This window comes from Sorangium sp. So ce327, from assembly GCF_051530205.1.
GTDB lineage: Bacteria > Myxococcota_A > Polyangia > Polyangiales > Polyangiaceae > Sorangium > Sorangium cellulosum_B.
Window position 1 is genome coordinate 8821752 of the sequence record NZ_CP150330.1, and the last position, 21560, is coordinate 8843311.

The 21560-nt window shown below is 71.2% G+C and carries 15 protein-coding genes; 3 read left to right on the top strand and 12 right to left on the bottom strand.

The features are described 5' to 3' along the window. Positions 1-11: 11 nt before the first annotated feature. The 10 genes from WME95_RS32905 to WME95_RS32950 form a co-directional block, all read right to left on the bottom strand. Entirely contained in the window at positions 12-605 is a 594-nt protein-coding gene (locus WME95_RS32905; protein WP_437903308.1) for a polysaccharide biosynthesis/export family protein, read from the bottom strand. Further along, positions 605-1933, bottom strand: coding sequence for a hypothetical protein (locus tag WME95_RS32910; RefSeq protein WP_437542997.1), 1329 nt, complete (start codon positions 1931-1933; stop codon positions 605-607). Before WME95_RS32910 ends, WME95_RS32905 begins: the two co-directional genes overlap by 1 nt. A gap of 95 nt (positions 1934-2028) precedes the next feature. Next, a complete protein-coding gene (locus WME95_RS32915) occupies positions 2029-2604 on the bottom strand; it encodes a hypothetical protein (RefSeq protein WP_437542999.1) in 576 nt (191 codons plus the stop codon). Between the two features lie 212 nt (positions 2605-2816). Further along, positions 2817-4262 (bottom strand): AgmX/PglI C-terminal domain-containing protein, encoded by a 1446-nt coding sequence (locus tag WME95_RS32920; RefSeq protein WP_437903310.1) that lies wholly within the window; start codon positions 4260-4262, stop codon positions 2817-2819. A 190-nt stretch (positions 4263-4452) separates the two neighbouring features. Continuing rightward, positions 4453-5073, bottom strand: coding sequence for a hypothetical protein (locus WME95_RS32925; RefSeq protein WP_437903311.1), 621 nt, complete (start codon positions 5071-5073; stop codon positions 4453-4455). A gap of 9 nt (positions 5074-5082) precedes the next feature. Continuing rightward, positions 5083-5331, bottom strand: coding sequence for a hypothetical protein (locus WME95_RS32930; protein ID WP_012238571.1), 249 nt, complete (start codon positions 5329-5331; stop codon positions 5083-5085). A gap of 14 nt (positions 5332-5345) precedes the next feature. Then, a complete protein-coding gene (locus WME95_RS32935; RefSeq protein ID WP_437903312.1) occupies positions 5346-6698 on the bottom strand; it encodes a tetratricopeptide repeat protein in 1353 nt (450 codons plus the stop codon). Beyond that, the gene (locus WME95_RS32940; RefSeq protein WP_437903313.1) at positions 6695-10705 is read right to left on the bottom strand and encodes a tetratricopeptide repeat protein; all 4011 of its coding nucleotides are present in this window, start codon (positions 10703-10705) and stop codon (positions 6695-6697) included. Before WME95_RS32940 ends, WME95_RS32935 begins: the two co-directional genes overlap by 4 nt. Before the next feature lie 386 nt (positions 10706-11091). Continuing rightward, positions 11092-13500 carry a tetratricopeptide repeat protein gene (locus WME95_RS32945; RefSeq protein WP_437903314.1) on the bottom strand — a complete coding sequence of 803 codons (2409 nt, stop codon included), beginning with the start codon at positions 13498-13500 and terminating at the stop codon, positions 11092-11094. Between the two features lie 26 nt (positions 13501-13526). Continuing rightward, positions 13527-14432: a hypothetical protein gene (locus WME95_RS32950; RefSeq protein WP_437903315.1), complete on the bottom strand. Its 906-nt coding sequence runs from the start codon at positions 14430-14432 to the stop codon at positions 13527-13529. A 328-nt stretch (positions 14433-14760) separates the two neighbouring features. On the opposite strand from WME95_RS32950, the gene WME95_RS32955 reads away from it, so the two are divergent. Both WME95_RS32955 and WME95_RS32960 read left to right on the top strand, forming a co-directional pair. Continuing rightward, positions 14761-15381 carry an RNA polymerase sigma factor gene (locus WME95_RS32955; protein WP_012238576.1) on the top strand — a complete coding sequence of 207 codons (621 nt, stop codon included), beginning with the start codon at positions 14761-14763 and terminating at the stop codon, positions 15379-15381. Between the two features lie 19 nt (positions 15382-15400). Next, positions 15401-16393, top strand: coding sequence for a zf-HC2 domain-containing protein (locus WME95_RS32960; RefSeq protein ID WP_437903316.1), 993 nt, complete (start codon positions 15401-15403; stop codon positions 16391-16393). An 87-nt stretch (positions 16394-16480) separates the two neighbouring features. Here WME95_RS32960 and WME95_RS32965 read toward each other — a convergent pair whose 3' ends face one another. Further along, positions 16481-16981 carry a TIGR02266 family protein gene (locus WME95_RS32965; RefSeq protein ID WP_437903317.1) on the bottom strand — a complete coding sequence of 167 codons (501 nt, stop codon included), beginning with the start codon at positions 16979-16981 and terminating at the stop codon, positions 16481-16483. A gap of 129 nt (positions 16982-17110) precedes the next feature. Next, positions 17111-19693 carry a glycosyltransferase family 39 protein gene (locus WME95_RS32970; RefSeq protein ID WP_437903318.1) on the bottom strand — a complete coding sequence of 861 codons (2583 nt, stop codon included), beginning with the start codon at positions 19691-19693 and terminating at the stop codon, positions 17111-17113. A 234-nt stretch (positions 19694-19927) separates the two neighbouring features. Between WME95_RS32970 and era the strand changes: the two genes are divergently transcribed. After that, positions 19928-21499, top strand: a complete 1572-nt coding sequence (era, locus tag WME95_RS32975; RefSeq protein WP_437903319.1) for a GTPase Era — start codon at positions 19928-19930, stop codon at positions 21497-21499. The last annotated feature ends 61 nt before the right edge of the window (positions 21500-21560 follow it).

The window sequence follows — 21560 nt, forward strand, 5'->3', positions numbered from 1 at the left end:
CGCCTGCGCGCTCAGAAGACGCGCTGGGCGATGTGGATCGAGTCCCCTGCCTGGAGCGGCACATCGGGGATCTTGTTGTCGATGATGTCCTCGACCGAGACGGTGGTGAACACCGTCTTGCCCTGAGACTTCCTGCGGATCGTGACCCGATCCTTGTCCGCGATGCTGTTGAACCCTCCCGCCATCGAGATGGCGCGGAGCAGCGTCATGCCGGGCTGGAGCGGCAGGGACCCGGGCTTCTGCACCTCGCCGAGCACCTCGACCCGCTTCGAGTTGTACTCCTTGATGCTCACGCTCACGCTGGGATCGGTGAGGACCTGCCCTTCCATGAGCTTCGCGCGCACGAGCTCCGCCACTTCCTGAGGCTCGAGGCCCGACACCTTGAGCCGCTTCACGTAGGGGAAGTCGACGGTGCCATCCGGCGCGACGGTGAACGTCGAGGGCAGCTTGTCTTCTCCGACGATGCGGAGCTCGAACACGTCGCCGACCCCGATGGTCGTCGCCTCCACCGGCGCAGGGAGGTTCGCTGGCTGGGGCGTTCGCGATGAGCACGCAGCGAGCGCCAGCGTGAGCACGGCGGCGGTCCACCGACCAGCACGCCGCATCACATGAACCAGCGCACGCCCAGGTAGGCTTCGAACTGCTGCCATCCGAGGTAGTTCGGCGTCGTCTCGCCGGCAGGCGTCAGCGATGTGCTGCTGATGTTGTTGCCGTAACGCAGCGTCGAGTTGATGCCCAGCGAGTCCCCTATCCGGTACTCGCCGAACAGGGACGCGTCGACGCGGACGTCTGTCCAGGGATCCGCAGATGTGGAGGCGGCCCCGTTCCCCGGAATCGCGGGATACACGTGGGCAGCCACGCCGCCGTCGGCGATCAGCAGAAAGCGTCCGCCGAAGAAGTAGGTGAGCTTGAGGTAACCGCGATCGCGCTCGTAGTAGGTCGAGAGATAGCTGTCGTGGAAATCGCGCGTGAAGCCGGCCGACAGCGACGACAGCGCGAGCGTGGCCGCCTCGGGATCGGCCGACGGGTTCGGCGTCAGATACCACTTCAGCTCGAGCTGGCCGATGACGCTGTCGAAGTCGTGCACCTCGGCCTGGCTGTCTGACGTGTAGAAGCTCGCGCCCCAGCCGGCCATCGCGAGGAGGCCAAACGACGACGTCACGAGGCCGTTGATGCCGAGCTGCGCTCGCAGGGGATGAGAGGAGAGCTGGGCAGCCGGGTTCGGGTAATTCACGAACCCGAGCGACGCGTCGTAGATGAGCGCGGTGCGGGGCAAGAAGCGCCAGCGACCCCGCGTCCGGATCGTGTGGTGCAAGTTCGTCAGGCTGTCGAACTCGTCGACCTCGAAGAACGTGCCCAGGAAGCGATAGCCTAGCCGCCAGTCGAGCAGCCCCCCGCCCGGCGTCCACACGAGCTCCGCCCCCGCGTCGGCGTGGACGCGCCGAAAGCTCTGGTTGGAAATCCCGAGATCCGAAGAGGCGATGGTCCGGCCGAGCGACGCATCGAGGATCCCGGACCAGGGGCGCCGGGGCAGGATCGTCAGCTTGGCGTCGAGCAGGCCGCCGATGTTCCGCTGCTCACTCAGCCGGTCCTTCCCTACCTCGCTGCCGGACACAGGGAAGAACTCTTCATAGGTCGCGGCGATGCCGGCGCGAAACTCGACGTCCGGCGGCGGCGCGTCGGGCGTCACCTCGTAGCGCTGCTGGCTCAGCGTCGAGAGCGAAAACGACGGCGTGATACGGAGCCGCAACGAGCCAACAGGCCCGAGATCGTCGAGGCCTGCATAGTCGTCTTCGTCTCTGCGGAAGAAGTTGGAGTCATAGCCGAACTCCGCAGCGACTCCGGGATGCAGCTCGAGATCGCCGGTGCGTATCCCGATGCCCTCGGTGTAGCGCCGGTCCTTGAGCCACGGCTGATCCTGCGCCAGGGCCAACGCCGGGGACAGAGTGAGTGTGACTGCGGCAGCGGCTATGGTTTCACGAAGTTTCATCGCCTATTGGGCAGTGGCAATCCGAGAGAGGCGGTCGCCTACCGAAAACAGCTACTGCACGCAGGCGGCTCGATGATGATCTGGCTGACGGGATACTCGGAAGGATCGTCCTTGGGGAGGTTCGGATCGATCGTCGCCGTCACGGCGCTATCGCCGATAAAGCCCGCTTCCTGTCCGATGCACTGGTTGGCCTCGGCCGTCAGCTGCTCGGTCCGCTGCCGCAGCACCGTCAGGATAGTGAACTCATGGTTGGAGAGATCGACGTCACGCCGATTCACGGCGAGCTCCAGGCCCTGCCGCCGCTCGCGGGCGGAGCGGATGGCGACATCGATCTGATTCAGCTTGTCGTCAAGACAGAGCGTCTTCACGACGTCGCGCTGCGACCGGGCCGTCTCCAGCTGGCGACGAACCGACGTGCGGGCTCCGTCCATCCGGGCGAGGGAGGTCTCGCTCTGCGCGAGCTGCTCTGCGGGCGAGAGCGTCACCTGCCGCGCGAGGCCGGCGGAGGCGTCCGGCGGAGGCGCCGTCTGCGCCTGCGCAGCGGCGATCCCGTGGCCGACAACGACCGAGATCAGCGCCACTGCGGCGAAGCCAGGGATCTGTTCACGCTTCATCGAAGCCTCCGGAAGTCAGACCCGCGCAGTATAGGTGCGGGCAGACGTAATTGTCAAAACGCAATGAACATGCCGAGCAGCCAGCAGCGCGCGTCCGTCGGGAGCCCCCGTACGGCGCTCTCCCCGTTCGATGCGCGACGTCAGCACGCCATTCACGTGCAAGCGAGGAGAGAGAATTGCGTCTTGTTCACGGACCCGGAAAGCATTGGGGGCTATTGGCTCACGAAAGTGACAGGAATCACAACCGTCGCGCCGCCGCCCTCGGGCAGCGCGAACTGCGCGCTCTGGACGCGCGCGACGACGCACGAGACCACCGTGCCGGACAGCCCGCCGCCGCCGGAGGGGGTCGCCGAGAGCACCTCGCCGTTGGGGCCGATCTTCGCTGTGATCCGGACCGACCCCTTCATGCTCGGGTCCTCTTGAAGACCTTTGTTGTAGCAACGGCGGAAGCCGGCGGTCATACCGGCCACGACGGAGGTCGCGTTCGAGACGCTCCCGCCGGAGACCGCGGCGCCGCCCACCTGGGCGTTGCCCACCGGCCCCTTGACCGTCTGTGCCGAGCCGGCCGTCGCAGGGCCGCTGGTCCCGGTGTTGCCAATCGTGGCGAGGCCGCCGCCGCCGGCCGCGCCAGGTCGCACGGTGCCACCCCCGGCGCCGCCCATGTTCAATCCCGCCACGCCGCCCTTGCCGACGCCCGCCCCTGACGCGGCCGCGTTTTCGAGCAAGCCGGTGGGCACGTCGCCCGAGCTCAGGACGCTGGCGGTCGCGTTCCCGCTCGAGTTGAGCGCGCCCAGCATCTGCATGTCGAGCTGCGCGAGCTCGTTGGTGAGCGCCGACGCGCGGGCGTCGCTCATCCCGCCAGAGCCCTTCCCCGGGCTGGCAGCCGCCGCCCCCTTGTTGCCACCGCCAGCGGCCTTCGGCGCTTCGGCAGCAGGCGCCGCTGTCGCGGCCGGCGCCTCGACGTCCTCCTTCGGCTGCTCCACCGGCGGCGGGGGCAGCTGCTTCACGGACTCGAGCAGCTGCGCGACGTCGATCTCATCGTCGACCACCGGGTCCATCCAGTCGGAGTAGATCGACCCCACGGCGCCGAAGTGGAACAGGAACGAGAACGCGGCGATGATCGTGGTCGTCCAGTCGATGTCGTTCGCGATCCCCGACCGCACCGAGACGGGCAGCTGCGGCTTGGGCTGCACCGGCGGCGGCGCGACGAACTGGAAGAGGAACGTCGTCTCCCCCACGACGAGCTTGCCGCGCGCCTCCTCGCTGAGCTGGACCTGGTAGGCCTGGACATTGCCGACCGCCACGCGCTTGGCCGACGACTTGAGCGCGGAGAGCTCGGAGACGCCGCCCTTGAAGGCGACCCGACCGGTCATCCCGTCCAGGAAATTGAGGAAGTACTCGCCCCCGACGAGCTCGAACACCCGAAAATTCGGCGGGATGCTCTTGCTCGGGATGACGAACATGCTCTTTTCGCTGGGGCCGATGGTGACGTGGGTGCGCTGCTTGATGACGCGCTCCTCGATCACCTTTCCCCCCTGAACCAGGCCGATCCTGAGCACCTTCGGGCCGGTCACCGGTGCGACCGCCCGCATGACCGCGGTCATCTGCCCGGGCTGCCCGGGGCGCGACGGGGTGGGGTGCGGGGGCTGCTGGGTCATTCCAAAGGACTCCGGGAGAGGGGGGACGAAGCGGGCGCCGATCGCGATCGCGCGCGGCTCACGGAGCCGCGCCCCGGGGCCCGGCAGGCCCCGGGCCCGGATCCGCGAGCGACGCGCCGCGCAGCGGAGGGCACCATAATTTGCGAGGGTACACGGACAGCTCGGGGCGGTCCAGGAGAGCGCGCGGCGCTCACCGGGGCGCCCGGCGAGAGCGTCGAGGCGATCCGGAAGGGCGCCGTGGGGTCCCGACGCCATCGATGCCATCGACGTTATCTGTGTTATCGAGCGGTTCCAGGGCGACCCGCACGAGCGCGTCGATCGCCTCGCGCCCTCGTGCGGCAGCGGCGCGGCCGGCCCGCCCAGCGGCCGCGGATGCGATCGCGCCGGCGCCCCCCGCGCCCAGGACGAGCGCGATGACCGAGGGCCCGGCCTGGGCGAGGTACGAGAGCGTGGCCAGGAACAGCGCGGCGAGCGCCGACAGGCGCGCCGCCGCGCGCGGCCACCCCGCGCCGGCGTCGAGCCGCTGCTCGATCTCGGCGAGGAGCTCGTTCGCCGCCGCGATCTTCGCGCGCGGGTCGGCGGCGGCCATGACCTCGAGCGCGAGGCGGCGCTCCCAGCTCTCCGGCGGCGACCGCCTCGCGAGCTCCGCCAGCCGCGCCTCGCCGGGCAGCGCGCGGAGCGAGCGCGCGAGCGACATCAGGTCGCCGCCGGTCGCGCGCGCGACCTGCGCGGGGTGCTTCCACGAGATCGCGGCGCAGGCGGCGCTCGACGCGATCGACAGCGCGCTCAAGAGCACGGCGACGGCGGACACACCGGCCGCCTAGAACGGCTCCTTGAAGATCGCCTGCTCGATGCGGTCGAGGAACGGCTGACGCAGCTCGGCGAGCGTGAGCTTGGGCTGGATCCGGCTGACGTCGACGGCCGCGATGGGCTTCTGGATGCGGCCCGTGATCGTCACCTCCGCGAGCGTGATGACCCCGCGCTGCTTGCCCTTCTCCTGCGCGCTCGCCGGCGCGCCGTGGCCGAGGATCGCGAGCAGGACCGAACCCAGCGCAAGTGCCTTGTACATGCTCATGGTCTCCCTCACGTGTCGGTCGCGGCGTCGGCGACGCCTCCATCCGGCGCGGCGGCAGGAGGAGGAGCCGCGGGCTGAGCCGCGGCGGCAGCCGCGTTCAGCTCCCCTTCCTTGAGCTTGGCGCGGTTCAGGAGCTCCTCCGAGTCGTCGCGCTGGCCCTTGTTGCGCAGCTCCTGGAACCTCGTCAGCGATTTGATCGCCTCCGCCACCTGCTGCTTCGGCGTCATGCCAGGGACGGCCGGGGCGAACAGGTAGAGCAGGCCGAGATCATAGTGGACCTGAGCCAGGTTCGGGTCGCGGGCGAGCACCCAGTCGAACTCGCGCTTCGCGTCGGCGTAGCGCTCGAGCAGGCGGTACGCGTCCCCGAGGTTGAGGTGCGCGGCGACGTGCTCGGAATCGAAGCGGACGGCGCCCTCGAGGAGCGGCAGCGCCTCCTGCGCGTTGCCCGCCTCGAGCAGGTAGGTCGCGAGCTGCACCCGCGCCTCGACGAGATCGGGGCGGCGCGTCACCGCCTTGCGGAACTCCTCCAGCGCCGCGGCGCGCTGCCCCTGCTCCCGGTAAATCAGGCCGCGGAGCAGCAGCGCCTCGGCGTTGTCCCTGTCGCGCGGCGGGTTCTCGCTGACCGGCTCGAACCCGTCGAGGATCGCCTGGAGCGCGTACAGCGCGAGATCGAGGCGCCGGTTCCTGTAGTGATCGCGGGCGATGATCACCATCGCCGGCCGGTAGTCGGGGTTGATCTTCAGCGCCTCCTGCGCGATCCGCTGGGCAGAGCCGGTATCCCGCTGGAGCGACTTGACCTCCGCGAGCGTCGCCGCGACGGCCGCCGACTTCGGCATCTGGCCGCGCTTCTCGCTCAGGAGCCGCTCGGCCTCGCCGAGCTGGTTCTTCCTGGCGAGGAGCATCGCGTACGCGATGATGGCGGGCTCGTAGTCCGGCACGAGCGTGAAGGCCTGGCGGTAGCTCGCGCCGGCGCCCGCGTCGCGGAGCCGCTCCTGCACCACGCCGAGCGAATAGAAGGCCTGGTGCGCGCGCGGATCGGCCTGCGTCGCCTGCCCGAACTGGGCCCTCGCGTTGACGAGATCGCCGGTCGCGAACGCCTGCAGGCCGCTCTGGTAGAACGCCGCCGCCCGGGCGTTCATGGCCGGCGCAGCCGTCTGGGCGGGCAGATCGTAGGGGCGCGCCGAGCTCGGCACGTCGTTCATGCCGTACGGCGCCTGGGCGGGCGCGGTCGCGGCGGGCCCCGCTGGAACCGTGGGCACCTTGGGCGGCGGCGTCGCCTCCTCGCCGCAGGACGCGAGGGCGAACGGCGACAGGACCGCGAGCAGGCTGGCGAAGAGGGTGACAGGGAGGCGGCGCATCATGGGACGACCGGCAGGGGCAGGGGGAGGCCGTCGGGCGCGAGCGGCGGGGTCATGCCGGGCCGCGTCCGGAGGAAGAGGCCATCCTTGTATTCGAAGGGGCGCTTCGTCTCGGGATCGATGACCCCCTGGCTCCACTCGCGGAGCTTGGCGTCGCCGAGGATGTCCGTGAAGAACGCGAGCCGCTGGATCGCGAGGTCGACCGCTGGATTCCGGACCTTCCACGCCTTCGCCCAGACGACGGACTCGACGTAGAACTTGACCATCGCCTTGTCGGCGTCGGTGAGGAGCCGCTCGCGCGCCGCGCGCCATTGCTCGCGCCGGTTCTGCCGGAGCGCGTCGGCCGTCTCCTGGAGATCCTCGCGATCGCTCGTCTCGGCGAGCTTGAGCAGCTTCTCTTCCTTGTCCGTGTACAGCCTCAGCCCCGGCGGGCGGGCGTTGTAGAGGCCGGTGCGGCAGGAGTCGTAGAGCGAGCCCTGACGCGCCCGCGCGGCCACCGACCACGACCGCGACTCGTAGGCGGTGATGACCTCCTGGAGCTCCTTCCAGTACCTGTCGTTGGCCTTGGCGAGATCCGCCTCGAAGGCCCGCTTCACCTGATCGATGACCCCCTCGTAGCGGTGATGGCCGGTGTCGTAATCGAACTCGGCCTTGATGCGATCGTCGATGGCCTTGTAGGCGCACTCCGCCGCCATGTCGGCCTGCACCGAGCCGAGGGCCTTCACCTTGTCGCCGGTCGCCGAGTTCCGGAAGGACGTGAACGCCGTCATGGTGTTCTTGCACCAGTCCCGCGCCTTCGGATCGCCGCCGGCGGCGCGCATCTTGGATGCATGGTACGCCGCCTGGACGACATACCCGCTCGCGGCCGGGTTGTTCTTGTTGGCCGCGTAATAGGCCTCCATCGACTGCGTGGCCTTGGTCCGGGCGGCGCGGTTCGGGCCCTCGTCGGCCCCGCGCTCGTCCCAGGCCTTCAGGTCCGCCGAGGCGACGAGGAAATCGATGTCGGCCTTCTGCTCGGGGGGCGGGTTCAGGCTCATGAAGGTGGCGCGCGAGGCGGTCATCTTGTCGCGCTCCCCGATGTTCGCGTACAGCAGCACCGAGTTCCTGGCGGCGTCCCGGCGCGCCGCCTGCTCGAACCGGCCGTTGCGAGCGATGGTGTCGTAGGTCTCGGCCGCGCTGCGGTAGTTGAAGAAGAGGACGTACGCGGCGGAGAGCGCGTCGTAGGCCTGCTTCAGGTACTTCACCCGGTCGGCGTAGCGCTTCGGATCGGGGTTCTTCGGAGGGTTCGCGCCCGGATCGCCCTTCTCGAGCTTCGACAGGTTCTCCTCGCTGCCGTACTCCTTGATGAACAGGGAGTACATCGCGATGGCCTGGTCGTAGTCGCCCACCTGCTTGTAGCAGTAAGCGCCGTTCATGGCGGCCTCCGGCGCCTCGTCGCGGGCCGGCGCCTTCTCGAGCGCGACCTTGTAGAGCGCCGCGGCCTCGCGCCAGGCGGCGACGCGCGCGGGGCCGTCCGGCATCTTCTCGGCCTTCTCGAAGGCCCGGGCGGCGTCGATGTAATAGCCGCGGGAGATCGTCGGCCGGGCGATGTCGCCCTCCTTCAGCTTCTGCTCCTCGCTGACGGCGCAGCTCCGCGTGAGCGCCGCCTCGGCGAGCTTGCGGCTCTGCTCGACGTTGTTCTCGAGGTTCGACATCGTCGTGAGCCGCTCCCACGCCTTGTAGCCGAACTCCGTCTTGCCGCACTGCGCTTCGTAGATGGGCTCCATCCGCTTGCGCGCCTCGGCGAACTGGCCGTAGAGGAAGTAGTAGTCGGCCGCCTGGAACGCGTAGAGGTCGATGTTCTTCGGGGCGTCGAGCGCGGGAGGGACCCGCTGGATGTACTCGTCCCGCGCGGTGACGGCCGCCTGGACCTGGGGGGGCAGCGGCTCGGCGACGACGCGCTGCTGGTCGCCCTCGCCGACGATCTTGACCTTCTCGCGCGGCTCGATGCCCTCGGCGCCGCTCGTTCGCTGGAAGAGCTTGTGTCGATCCAGGAGCGCCTGGTGCGCGGTGTCGACGACCATGTACGCCGCGGGCTGCAGGTACTTGTCGTCCTCGTTGGAGTCCCGCACGCCGACCGCCGAGCTCCTCGCCTGCTCGATCTCGTGCGTCGCGGGCGAGCGATCCATCGCCACCGTGATGACCACGACCATGTGGTGCGCGTCGGCGAGCCAGTACCGGCTCTCGTACGCGTCCGGGGCGTTCTCGTCCTGAGCCAGGTAGCCGGCCCAGCCCTGCGCGGCGAGGCGGTACTCGCCGAGCGCCCGCTCGAAGATCGGGTCGCGCGTCTCCTTGTCGTCGACCGTCAGCGCCTGCTGCACGAGCGCGCTTCCGGCGTTGGTGTGATCGGCGGCAGCACGGCGCAGCCCGCCGCGCACGAGCCGCTCGGCGGTCTGGATCGCCTCGGGATCGTCCTTGTTCGCCTCGACCCACGGGGTCGTCCCGACGTACTGGGCGAGCTTCGTGCGCGCCTCGAGCGCCTTCGCCGAGTTCATCGCCCGCTCGGCCGTCCCCTCGCGCGACTGCGAGGTGAGCGTGTCGTATATGTCCGCGATCTGGTTCTGGACGACGGGCGCGTCGCGGTGCATCGGCCACTTCTTGAGGAGGATCTCGCTCACCTCGATCGTGTTCCGGTACTGATTGAGCTCCTTGAACTCCAGCGCGAGCGCCTTGTAGATCTCGACCGTCCACTTCTGATCCTGCGGGATCAGCTTGGGATCCTGGACGCGCTCGATGGCGATCCGCATCTTCTGCTCGGCCATGCGCGGGTCGGTCTCGACGTCGAGGACGTCGTTCCGCGGGACGTAGGGCTCGTCCGGTCCGGGGCCGACGAAGTCGAGGTACGTGAGCGAGCCGGCGATGTAGGTGTACGCCTCGGCGCGGAAATCCGCGCCAGGATCGCCCGTCAGCTTCTCCTGTTCGTCGGTGTAGCGGAGCAGCTCGATGAACTGGCGTACCGAGGTCTCGTAACGCTGCTGCTTGAAGTACGTCCAGGCGAGCTTGTACATCGCGACGCCGTGGACAGGGGGCTTCTTGTACTTGATGGACTGCCGGTACGCCGACTCCGCCCTGTTGTAGTTGAACGGGCCGCCGGCGCGGTCGATCTCGTTGAAATGGTAGTCGCCGATCTGCCACCAGACCTCGGCGATGTAGCGGGGCTCCGCGCCGAGCGCCGTCTTCTGCGGGATCGGCTGGCAGTCGTCCGGATACGGATCGACGTACGCCGTCTCGTCCTCGGTGACGGGCGCCCGCCCCCGCGCGCCCTTGCGCGTGCCCTGGAGCGCCCGGCCGCCTGGCGTGGACCCGATGGGCGTCGGGTGGCGCGCCTCCCAGCCGGTCCAGTAATCGTTGTCGTGGTCCTGCGGGAGCTTGCCGACGGTGTCACGCGTCGGATCCTTCGGGTCGACTTCGACCGGGTAGGGATACTTGGTGTGGCACACGAGCGAGCGCCACACCTGCTGCGCCTCGGGGAACCGGACCGAATCGTTCAGCGCATGGCCGAGGTAGTAATAGATCCCGGCGAGCTCGCGGTACTGAGGGAACTCGCGGATGACGCGCTTGTAGAGCGCGATGGCCGGGAGCAGCGCGACGCTGAGATCCTCGCTCGCGTCAGTGTCGGTGCGGGCGCGCTCCTCGTAGAGCGCGGCCAGGCGGAACATCGCGTCGGGCGTGTTCTCGGGGTGGGCGTTGGGGCCGCTGTAGCGCTCGACGAACACCTCGAGCCTGCGGATCGCCTCTTCCCGGGCGTCGCGGAGCCCCTTCCTCTCGATCTCGATCTCGCGGTCGAGCGACGAGAGGATGCGGCGGCGCCTGTCCTCGTAGTGGTGCTGCACGATGCGGGTGATGGCGCTCCGGTAGTCGCGCGCCGCCTTCTCGTAGGCGGCCGCCTCCTTCTCGAGCGCGGCGAGCGCCGCCAGCTGGGCCGGCGTCGGAGGAGGAGGCGGCGGCGCCTGCTTGCGCCCGACCGACATCGGCGGCGCGAAGGGTTGCACCGCTGGCGCGGCCGGCGCCGTGGCGCCAGGTGCAGTCGGCGCAGCCGCGGCGCCAGGCGCAGGCGGGGTCGGCGCAGCCGCGGCGCCAGGCGCAGGCGGGGTCGGCGCAGACGTGGTCGGCGCGGCCGCGGGGACGGCAGACGCCGCCGGCGCTGGCTGGCCACCCGGCTGAGAGAGCGCGAGCGGCGCGACCGCAAGCACCAGGGCAAGGCTGGCAAACCCGAGCGCGCCGCGCGGGCGACGGCGCCCCGCTCGCACAGCGCCGAGCGGCGCGCGCGCGACCGCCGGTCCGAGGATCTGCGCCCCTGCCCCTCTTCGCGGCGCGCCAGAGATCTGCGGCGCGCTCGCGCCACCACGCTCCTTGCTCACTTCTCGTCCTCCGGATCGCCGCTGTCGTCGAGGACCTCGTTGAGCTCCTCCTTGAGGACCCGATCCTCACGGGCGCGCTCGACCTGCAGGCTGCGAACGCGCGTCATCTGCTCCTCGCGGACCTCCCACGCCTCCTCGGTGATGCCGACGTCGGCGCGCAGGATGATGTTCTTCAGCCGGTCGCGGACGAGGCCGAAGTTTCGCATCGCGACCTCGCCGACGACGAGGCGCGCCTCCCGGTCGAGCCCATCGAGCTGCACCGAGTAGTGAACGACGTTCGCCGTCTCCCGGCCGACGATCTGCCGGAGCCCCGAGGACTTCTGGGCGACCTCCCCCTCGATGTCGCGGAGCGCCGCCTCGACCCTCGCGTCCGCCGCGTCGCCGGCCCGGAGCACCGGCGTGATGCGCTGCGCGTACGCCGCGAGCTCCGCACCGCCGGCGCCCGCCGCGGCCAGCTCCACCTCGCGCGTCAACGCGTCGCGGTGGGCCTTGCGCACCTGCGCGTCCTCGATGAAGCGCTGATCGCCGAAGCCGACCTGGACCCGGCCCGCGCTGACCTGCTTGCGGAGCACGTCGGCCTGCTGGCGGTAGAGCGCGAGGTCGCGCTCGTTCTGGGCGAGCTCGATCTCGAACCGGGCGATGCTCGCGGGATCCCGGACGACTCCGGCGTGCGGGCCATCGCGAAGGAGCCGCCTGAGGCCGTTGACCGTCGCCTGCAGCGAGTCCATCTGCAGCGTGAGCTGCTGCAGGCGCTGCGACTGGGTGTTCCACTGCTTGAGCGCCTGCGCCTCGCGATCCTGGAAGTCGGCGTCCGTGACGGGAACCCGCGCGAGGCGCTTCTCCAGCGCCCTGCGCCTCGCGCGCGCGCCGCCGATCTCGCCCGAGAGCGAGTCGTCCTCCACGTCGTCCATGCCCTGGCCGAGCGCGAGGCGCGCCAGCGCGACCCGGTTGAGCAGCGCGAGCGCCTTCTCCTCGCCGGCCTTGAGCTCCGGGAACGCGCGCACCCGGTTGGGCGAGCTGAGAACGGCGTTCAGCTTCTCGATGAGCTCGTTCGACTGCTTGATCAGCTCGCGGCAGTGGTTGATGTCGTCGATCACCGCGAACGCGGCCGGGCCGTCCTCGGCCTCGCGCGCCCATTGCACCGCCAGCGGCGGGAGCGAGGTGGTCGTGTCGAGCGCCTCGAGCTGCTCCTGGCTCAGCTTGTCGTAGTAGACCGCGGGATCGCTCGTCGAGCCGAGGAACGCGTCCACGCGCGCGCGCATCGGGTCGTACGTGGCACGCACCCCCTCGTACACCTTCAGCGCCTTCTCGAAGCGGCCCGCGCGCAGCATCAGGTCGCCGCGGAGCAGCGAGCCGTCCGCGATGTTCTGGCTGTCCGGCTCGGCGATCGCGAGGATCTCGAGCGACCGCTGGGCGCGATCCACGTCGCCGAGGCGGACATACACCCACGCGAGTTCGTAGAGCATCGTCCCGAACTCGGGCGAGACGCGGTCGATGTGGCCGTAGGCCTGCACGGCCTGGGACCACTGGTCGGCCTCGTAGAAGAGCCGCCCGATCGCGAGCCACGCGAGGTCGATGACGCGCCGGTGCTCCGGGGTGTCGGCCGGCAGCTGCGTCACCTTCTGGAACAGATCGATCGCGGCGACGTAGCGGGTCTTGGGCACCGCCGGCGGCGCCTCGCCCTCCTTGAGCGGCTCGGGCGGGGGCGTCGCCTCCTTCACCGCGATCAGCCCGAGCAGGTACCTCGCCTGGTGGAAGTACTCGCTCTGCGGATCGACCGCGCCGAGCGAAGCCTTCGCGCCGCCGAAGTCCTTCTTCACGTAGAGGCCCTTGCCGCGCGCGTACGCGAGGGCGCTCCCCGCCGTGGAGGCCGGGGCGCTGTTCATCGACGCGAAGACGGCGTCGAGCGCGTCGTAGTCCTTGATCCGGAGGCAGATGTCCACGAGCCGGCCGAGCGCCTTCGCCTGGTAGGCGGCGAAGCGCGGCTCGGCGCCGCTCGCGACGATCCGCTGGAAGACCCGGCGGGCCGAGAGGTACTGCTTCGAGCGGAAGTACGTCTCCCCGAGCAGCGTGAGCGCGTCCGGGAACGCCGTCGGATGGTCGGGGTACTTCTCGACCACCTGGTTCAGCACGTTCGCCGCCCGCTCGTAATCCCTGGAGCCCATGAGGAGCTGGGCATCCGCGATGCGCTGGGCCGGCGTGCGCTGCTCGCCGCGGGACTTGTGGATCGCCGCCTGGATGGCGCCCAGCCCGGAGGTGACGCTGCCGATCTGCTGAGAGGCGCTCGTGTAGGCGCGCTCAGCGTCCAGGGCCCACGCTTCGGCGGGGGCCGCGGTCGTCGCCGCGCCGAGCGCGAGCACGCCAAGCAAGGCAGGGAGTACCCGCGATCCGGTGTCCCAGGTCATGGTGGCTTGTCCTAACGAGCTCGAACCTACTTCCCACCCGCGGCGGCGGACGGCTGCCCGGGAGCATCCGAGAGGCCGCTCACGATCTTCTCGACGAATCGGACGGCTGGCCGCTCTTCGAGCGGGGTCGTGACGCCGCCCTTCTCGAACGCGACCGCCTGAAGGTTGATGGTCTTGCCCTCGACCGCCGTGAAGGAATGGCTGGAGCGCACCTCGAAGCGGTAGCCCCGGAGGTAGGAGAACACCCCGTAGCCGTTGCCCTGCAGGTTCACGAGCACCTGGAGCGTGTGATCCCCCGGCGGAACGGAGCCGTTGAAGATCGGGATCTCGGTCTGCTCGGCAAGGGCGCCCGACTGATCGGTCTTGTTGTACTGGACGGCGCCATCCAGGACGATCAGCACGCGCGTGACGCGGAACGCGGACGACAGCTCGTTGTTGAACCGGATCGCGGCGCGCGAGCCGGCGCCGCCGCCGGAGAGGATCGTGTCGCTGAGGAGCGAGAGCCGCGTGTGGCTGCGGCGGATCTGCTCCTTGAGCTCGTCGATGCGCTGCTCCAGATCGCGCAGCCGCACCGCATAGGTCGGACCATCCATCGCCGGAGCGGCGGCCGCGCCCGCGGCCGGGGCGCTCGTCGGGGCAGCAGGCGCCGCCGGGGCGGCCGTCGCGCCCGCAGCGGGGGCGACCGTCGCGGCAGGCGCCGCCGCCCCCGCAGCCGGCGCGCCCGTCGCGGAAGCAGGCGCGGGAGCGGCTTTCGCTCCGCTGACAGGCGCAGCGGGGACAGCCGGCGCTGTGGAGGCCGCCGGCGCCACAGAGGCGGCGGGAGCGGGAGCAGCGGCCTTGCCCGCCGCGCCGCCCGGGGCCTGCGCGAAGGCGGGCATCGACATCAAGAACGAGGCTCCCACCCCCACTGCCAGCATCCTGATAAGTCGCATCGAAAGGTAACCTCGTGGTTGAACCCTCGTCAGCAGAGGGGGGCGACCTCACGCCCGGTGCCGGGGAGTCTAGTGGCGGCAGGCTTCCGAGCGCAACGACCTGGACACCTGCCTCCTCCTCCGGCGGCCGCCGGCGCTGCGGGCGAAGGGGGCTCGCTCGCTCGGGGGCGGATCCGCTAAGGTGCGCTTGTGTCAGGGGAAGGAGTGCTCCTCAGATCTTCGAGCCGCGCCGCGCGTCCGATCCGACGCCGCGGCCGCCGCCGCGAACACCCCGCTGCCCGGGCCGCCGAAGGAGCGCCGCTGAGGCTCGGCCGCTCCGGGAGCTAGGATGGTCCCGATTTCTCGAGAGGAGGTCACGGACGAAGCCCTGATGATGCGCTTCCAGGGCGGCGACCGCGCGGCGTTCGCCGGGCTCGTCCGGCGGCACAAAACGTCCATCTACAACTTCATCCTGCGACAGGTCCGCGGGCCTGCGATCGCCGAGGATCTGGTGCAGGATGTGTTCGTGAAGATCGTGCAGAGCGCCTCCGACTTCAAGCACGAGGCCAGGTTCACCACCTGGGCGTTCGCCATCGCGCGCAACGTCTGCATCGATCACCTGCGCAAGATGTCGCTCCGGCGCCACCCGTCGCTCGACCAGGGCTCCGGGGAGGGCGGCGACGGCCCGACGCTCGGCGAGCGGACCGCGGACCCGGCGCCCCAGGCCGCGGTGGACCGGGTCGCGATCGGGACCGAGATGGGGCAGCGCATCGTCCGCGCCGTCGAGGGTCTCCCGCACGAGCAGCGGGAGGTCTTCCTGCTCCGGGAGATCGGGCACGTGCCCTTCAAGGACATCGCCCACATCGTGGGGGTGCCCGAGAACACGGTGAAGAGCCGGATGCGCTACGCCCTGGAGCGGCTCCAGGAGGCCCTCTCGGAGTACGAGGATTACGCGAGGGCGCTGCGCTAGCGCTCCGGAAGAGCTGTCTATGGACTGCGAGAAGTTCGACCAGCACGTGATGGACGCGCTCTACGACGAGCTCGACGAGCTGACGTATGCGGCCATGAAGCGGCACATGGACGGCTGCGCCCGGTGCGCGTCGGCGTTCGCGGGGCTGCGCGCGGCCCGCGACGTCGGCGCCTTGCCCTTCGAGGAGCCGAGCGAGGAGCTCGAGGCGCGGATCCTCGACGCCGTCGAGGTCGCGCAGAAGAAGACGCCGTTCCGGCGCAAGGCGCTCCGCGCGCTGGCCTGGGCCGGCAGCCACGCAATGCGGCCGCAGCTGGCGATGGCGGCGCTGTTCGTGCTCGTCATCGGATCGAGCCTGCTGCTGCTGCGGCCGAAGACGGGCGTGGCGCCGGTGCGGGTCACCGAGTGGGGCCAGCCCGCGTCGTCGGATCAGCACGAGGCGCCCCGCGCCGCCGCGCCTACCCCCACGGCCGTCGCGATGGAGGAAGGCGACGGCCGGCGCTCGGCCGAAGCCAAGGCGAACGAGGCGCCCAGGGCGGAGGCGGCGAAGGAGAAGAGCGCGCGTGCGTCCGCGTCCCCGGACGACGGCGCGAGCGCCGCGCTCCACGAGGCGCAAGCGCTGCAACGCAAGTCGGGCTGCGCGGCCGCCGTCGGCAAGCTCGACGAGGTCGGCGCGCAGTACCCGGGCACGCCGTCCGCGCACGCCGCGATGTGGGAGGCGGCCCGGTGCTACCAGGCCTCCGGCGACACAGCGAAGGCGCGCGAGCTGCTGCTCGCGCTGCGCTCCGCGAAGGGCTACGGCGACCGCGCCGAGCAGCAGCTCGCGGACCTCGAGGCGAACGCCGCCGGCGCGCAGGCGCAGAACTCGGCGCCGGCGGCCGCCGCCCCCGCCGCTGCGGCGCGGCGCGCCGCGGCCAAGGCGGCGATGCCCGCGGCGCCGCCGCGCAACGCCGAGGAGCAAGGTGCCGCGGGCCCCTCGCAGGCGGCGCCCGCCGACGCCGCGACGTCCCGCTGACGGATTGCGGGCGCCGGCGCGGCCGCGCCTCCGCCATCCCCGGCGCCGCGCCTCGACCTCACCGCGCGCGCCGCGGCGGCGCCAGCGTCAATTCGATTTCACCGGCGCGTCGCGGATGTAGGCGATCGTCCTGATCGTGCCGACGATGCGCTCGCGATCGTCCGGCGTGAGATCCACGAAGCGGACCCCCATGCCCGGGTTCGGGTTGTCGTGGAGGGGGCGCACCTCGTTGATCCACTGCACCGTCCCCTCGAGCACGTACGAGCCGTCGACCCCCGGCGGCGAGAAGCGGAGCGTGAGCCGCGTGCCGATCGAGAGAGGCTGCGTCGTGCGGACGAAGATGCCCATCTCCGAGATGTTGGTGATGGACGCATAGAGGAACGTGTCATCGGTCTCGCAGTCCACGAGCCAGGTGACGTCGAGGCGCTCGGACGAGCGCCGGTCGAGCGAATCCGGGGCGGGGGCCTCGTGCTCGGCGTCCTCGCCGGGGCGATGCGCGTCGCCGTAGGCGCCGGCTTGCGCGCAGGACGGCGGCGTACCGCCCGGCGGGTCGGGCGGATGGTTCGAGTCCCCACGGCCCCCGGTCATGAGTCTGCGACTAGCCGCTTTCCGCACGCGCGTCGAGGGCGCTCGACGAGGAGAAGCACGCGTGCGTCGCCGGGCCGCGCAAGACGAGCCGCGCAGCGCGGCATGCGTCGGGAACCCCACGAGGGCAGCTCACCGCACGCGGATGACGCCGCCGCGGATGCGGTCCTCGTGCTCCGGCCCGCGCGTCACCTGAAGGCGCGTCTCACCGGCGAAGAGGCCGAAGTAGAGCGTGTAGTCGCCCGGGGTGAAGTTGGGCTCGAGCTGGAGCTCGTGGTCGTCCACGATGACGTCGCCCGGCTGCCACAGGCTCAGCGGGTAGCGCCCCTCGATCACGGGATGGTCGCCGTTGTATCGACGCTGGAACCCGTCGATGTGAACGAACATCTTCCAGTTGCCGGTGATCGGCCGGTGGACCCGGAAGTACGTCCGCAGGTGGTAGCTCTTCTGAGGGACGACGCTCGAGACCTTCCGGCCGTCGTCGTCGGTGAGCTCCCAGCCGAGCACCTCCAGCTGATCCTCGAGCATCGCGTCGAGCGGGTTCTCGGGAGCGGCGGGCTCGTCGAGGACGATACGGCCGAGCCAGCTCTCGTTCGGCCTGCCCCCGAGCTCGTTCGACGCAAGGAGGATCTGGCTGGAGCGGCCGTCGAGGACGGGCAGGTTGCGCTGGTAGCGCTTGCGAAAGAGGCTGTTCAACCGGGGCAGATCGTCGGACTTCACGACGAGCCAGCGGCGAGCGGCGGGAACGACCGGAGCGGCGACGCCGTCCACCGAGCTCCCCGCGGCGGTGAGCCAGTCGAACGCCTGCAGGACATCGGTGAACGAGGTGACCTCGCCGCCCTGGTAATAGGCCGCCGTGCGGCTCCGGACGCCGAGCGTCGCGAGCGGCTCGCCGGGCTTGCGAAGGGACTCGTAGGACGCGAAGACCTCCTTCGGCGAGAGCTGGGCCGCGAGCGCCGGATAGTACCAGAAGCTCAGCGCGAAGCCGGCGACGAGGCCGGCGAGCGGCGTGCCGACGGCGCGCGGGAGGGAGGCGCGCGCGACGGCGTGGCGGAACGCGTCGCGCGCCACGAGGAGCAGCACGGGGCTCACCGCCATCAGCATGGGCAGCGCCCACCAGGCGCTCAACCCGTATGCGGCGAGGTGGTTCGGCATCCTCGCCACGGTGCCCCACCCGATGCGCTTGCCGACGAAGAGCATCGCGCCGACGCCGACGAGCGCCGCCTCGATGACGATCAGCAGAAAGAGCAGGTTGCCGTTCCAGATGCGAGCGAGCTCCGCGGCGCCGGCGTGCACCTCGTCGAGGACGCGCCGCGCCCACGCGCGGAAGCTGCGATCGAGCTCGCGGGGCTGCTCTTCGAACCAGGTGAGCGCGACGAGGCCGGAGAACGCGAGCAGGACGAAGCGCATCGCCGAGGCCGCTTCGCCCTCGAAGCTCTTCGGGAAGACGGGCTTGTCGACCGAGAAGACGCTGAGCGCCCTGTCCGGTGAGGTGACGAGATCGCGGTAGAGCACGAAGGCGAGCACGGCGCAGCCGACGGCGAGCGCCCGCGAGGAGGGGGCGCCGCGCTCGAGATCGCGGATGGCGAGCGCCGCGATGGCGGCGAGGAGCGCGGGGCCGCTGAACGGGAGCGCCCCGGCGTGCGGAGCGAGGACCGCAAAGGCGCCGTAGGCGAGCGCGGACGTGACGATCAGGGCGATCCGGACGCCGGCCTCGCGATCGAGGAGAGGGGCGATGACCTCGCCCGCTCGGTCCGCGGCGGGGGCTCGGAAGAGCCGGCCGACGGCGAACGGCAGGAAGGCGCTCCACGGAAAGAGGGCGTGGCCGAGCTGGCGCAGCGTGAGATCGAACGTGGACTCGACAGGCGGCTTCTTGAGGAGCGCCACGCCGAGGGCGCGGGGGAGCGGCTCGCCGGCGCTCGAGCTCGCGAGCACGAGGGCGCCCTGGGCCGCCGCCGCGACGCCGAGCACCAGCGCGGCGGCGCCCACGAGGTCGCCCAGCGTGGGCCCCCCGCCTTCCGGCGCGGGCCAGGCGCCGGACGTCCGGAGCAGGAGCCAGGTCAGGCCGGCGCCGAGCGCAGGGACGGCGACCCCGATCAGCAGGCCGCGGCTGAGGTATCCGGCCACGACGCCGAGGATGCCCACGGCGAGCCACGCGGCCGACGCGAGCAGGGCGCCGCGCTGCGCCCCTCGCCCGCCCTCGAGCAGCGCGCCGGTCAGCCCGCAGAACGCCATCGTGAGCGCGGCCATCGTGACGATGTCGCCGAGCAGGGTGCGCGCCTGCATCACGTAGAGCGGCATCGTCACGAGCACCGCGACGCCGTACAGGCCGGCCCTTCGATCGACGAGGCGGGCGAGGAACTCGTAGAGCACGAGCGCGCCGGCGAGCCCCCACAGCGCGAGCGGGAGGCGCCCGGCCCAGTCGTGCAGACCGAACACGCGGAAGCCGAGCGCCATCGAGGTGAACCCGAGCTCGCCCATGCCGAGGTCGGTCAGGGTCGGCAGCTGCCCGGGAGCGTCCGGGAGATCCACGCCGCGCGCGCCGAAGACGTGGATGGCGATGCGGCGGGCCAGGTCGGCACGGTCGAGCTCGTAGGGGTCCCAGATGCCGCTCTTGCCGATGAGCGGAAGCAGCGTGAGGGCCGCGAGCGCGAGGGCCGCGAGCCTCGCGAGGCCGGCGCGCCCGCTCCCGGCGGCCGCGCGGTCGCGGTCCATGGCCGGCGCGTCACCGATCTCAGCCGAGCGCGCCTCGAGAGGGGGCACCTCGGCGCGGGGTGGGGCTCCGCTCGCGTGCGGGTCGGGGGCGGCGGGCGGGGCTCCGCGCTGTGGGTCCCCTCGGTGGACGCTCGACATGCAGGGCATCCCCTTACCGCCTTCGCGCGCGCGTGACCACGGATCGTGGGGAAGCGTTTGTAGCCCCCCTGGGCGTCTGCTATCGCGCGCGGCGTGGTGAAAGCCCGTCCTCAGAGCGCGCCCCAGGGCGCGAAAGCGCGCCCGCAGGCGCCGAAGCCCGCCTCGGCTTCCCGCGGCCCCCGTCCTCCTGCCAAGAAAGACAGCCCAGGCAGCCGCCGGGGAGCGCAATCCAGCGAAGCCCCCCGGGCGAGCGACGCGGCGATCCCGCGAGGTCGCCCTCCCCGGCGCGAAAATCAGGCGCACGCCGACGACAGATCGCGACGCGCGAGCGAGCAGGGCGGCGCGACGCGCGCTGCAGAGCCGGGCAAGGAGAAGGAGCGGCGGGCCGGCGCGGCGCGCGCTGCAGAGCCGGGCAAGGAGAAGGAGCGGCGGGCCGGCGCGGCGCGCGCTGCAGAGCCGGGCAAGGAGAAGGAGCGGCGGGCCGGCGCGGCGCGCGCTGCAGAGCGGGGCGAGGGTGAGAAGACGGCCAAGCAGAGGGGCTCCGCGGCGCGCTCCTCCGGCGCGGCCCGCAGCCGGGCAGGGCGTGGGCCCCGCGCGGGAGGCGGCGAGGAGGGGCGACGGCTCCCGGACGGGAGGCCGGCCGGCCGAGGCGCCGCGCAGCAGCAGCGCAGGAAGGCGGCCGAGCCGAGGCGGACGGAGGAGACCGACGCCGCGCTGCCGAAACGATCCGGGCGCGTGGCCCTGGTCGGGCGCCCCAACGTGGGCAAATCGACGCTGCTGAACGCGGCGCTCGGCCATCCGCTCGCGATCGTCTCGCCGACGCCTCAGACGACGCGCGACGCGATCCTCGGGGTCGTGCACCATGGCCCGGCGGAGATCGCGCTGCTCGACACGCCCGGCCTGCACCGGCCGCGCACGGAGCTCGGGCGCGTGATGAACCAGGCGGCGCGCGAGGCGGCGCGGGGCGCCGACGTGATCGTGTTCGTGACCGAAGCGCCGGATCCCGCGCGCCTGCCGCGGCGCGTGAAGGAGGGGGAGGACGGCCCGCCGCTCGCGCCGCACCCGAGCGATCTGACGTTGCTCGCGGACCTGGGGAGCGAGGCGCCGGTGGTGTTCGTGCTCAACAAGGTCGACCGGATGCGGGACAAGGCGCTGCTCTTGCCGCTCCTCGACGCGTTCGCCAAGCTCCGGGAGTTCGCGGCGATCGTCCCCATCTCGGCGCTGCGCGAGGACGGCGTCCAGCGCGTGCTCGACGAGGTGGCGAAGCTCTGTCCCGAGGGGGACTGGGGCTTCGCGCCCGATGAGCTCACCGACAGGCCGACGCGCTTCTTCGCCGCCGAGTACGTGCGCGAGCAGATCCTGCGCGCGACGAAGGCCGAGGTGCCCCACGCGAGCGCCGTCCAGATCGAGCGCTACGTCGAGCCGACAGGCGAGGGCGCGCTGCACATCGACGCGACCATCCACGTGGAGCGGCCCGGGCAGAAGAAGATCCTGATCGGCGCCGGCGCGGAGCAGCTGAAGCGCATCGGCACGGAGGCTCGGCTCCGGATAGAGGAGCTCGTCGGCCGGCAGGTGAACCTCAAGCTCTGGGTCCGGGTAACGCCAGAGTGGCGTGAGTCGCGAGAGCGGCTGGACGAGCTCGGTTACAACAAGGGAGAGACCTCGTGAGCGCGGCAAAGCCAGCCCTTTCCAGATCGAACAAACGCAGCCAGGGAGCCGCCGGAGGCGG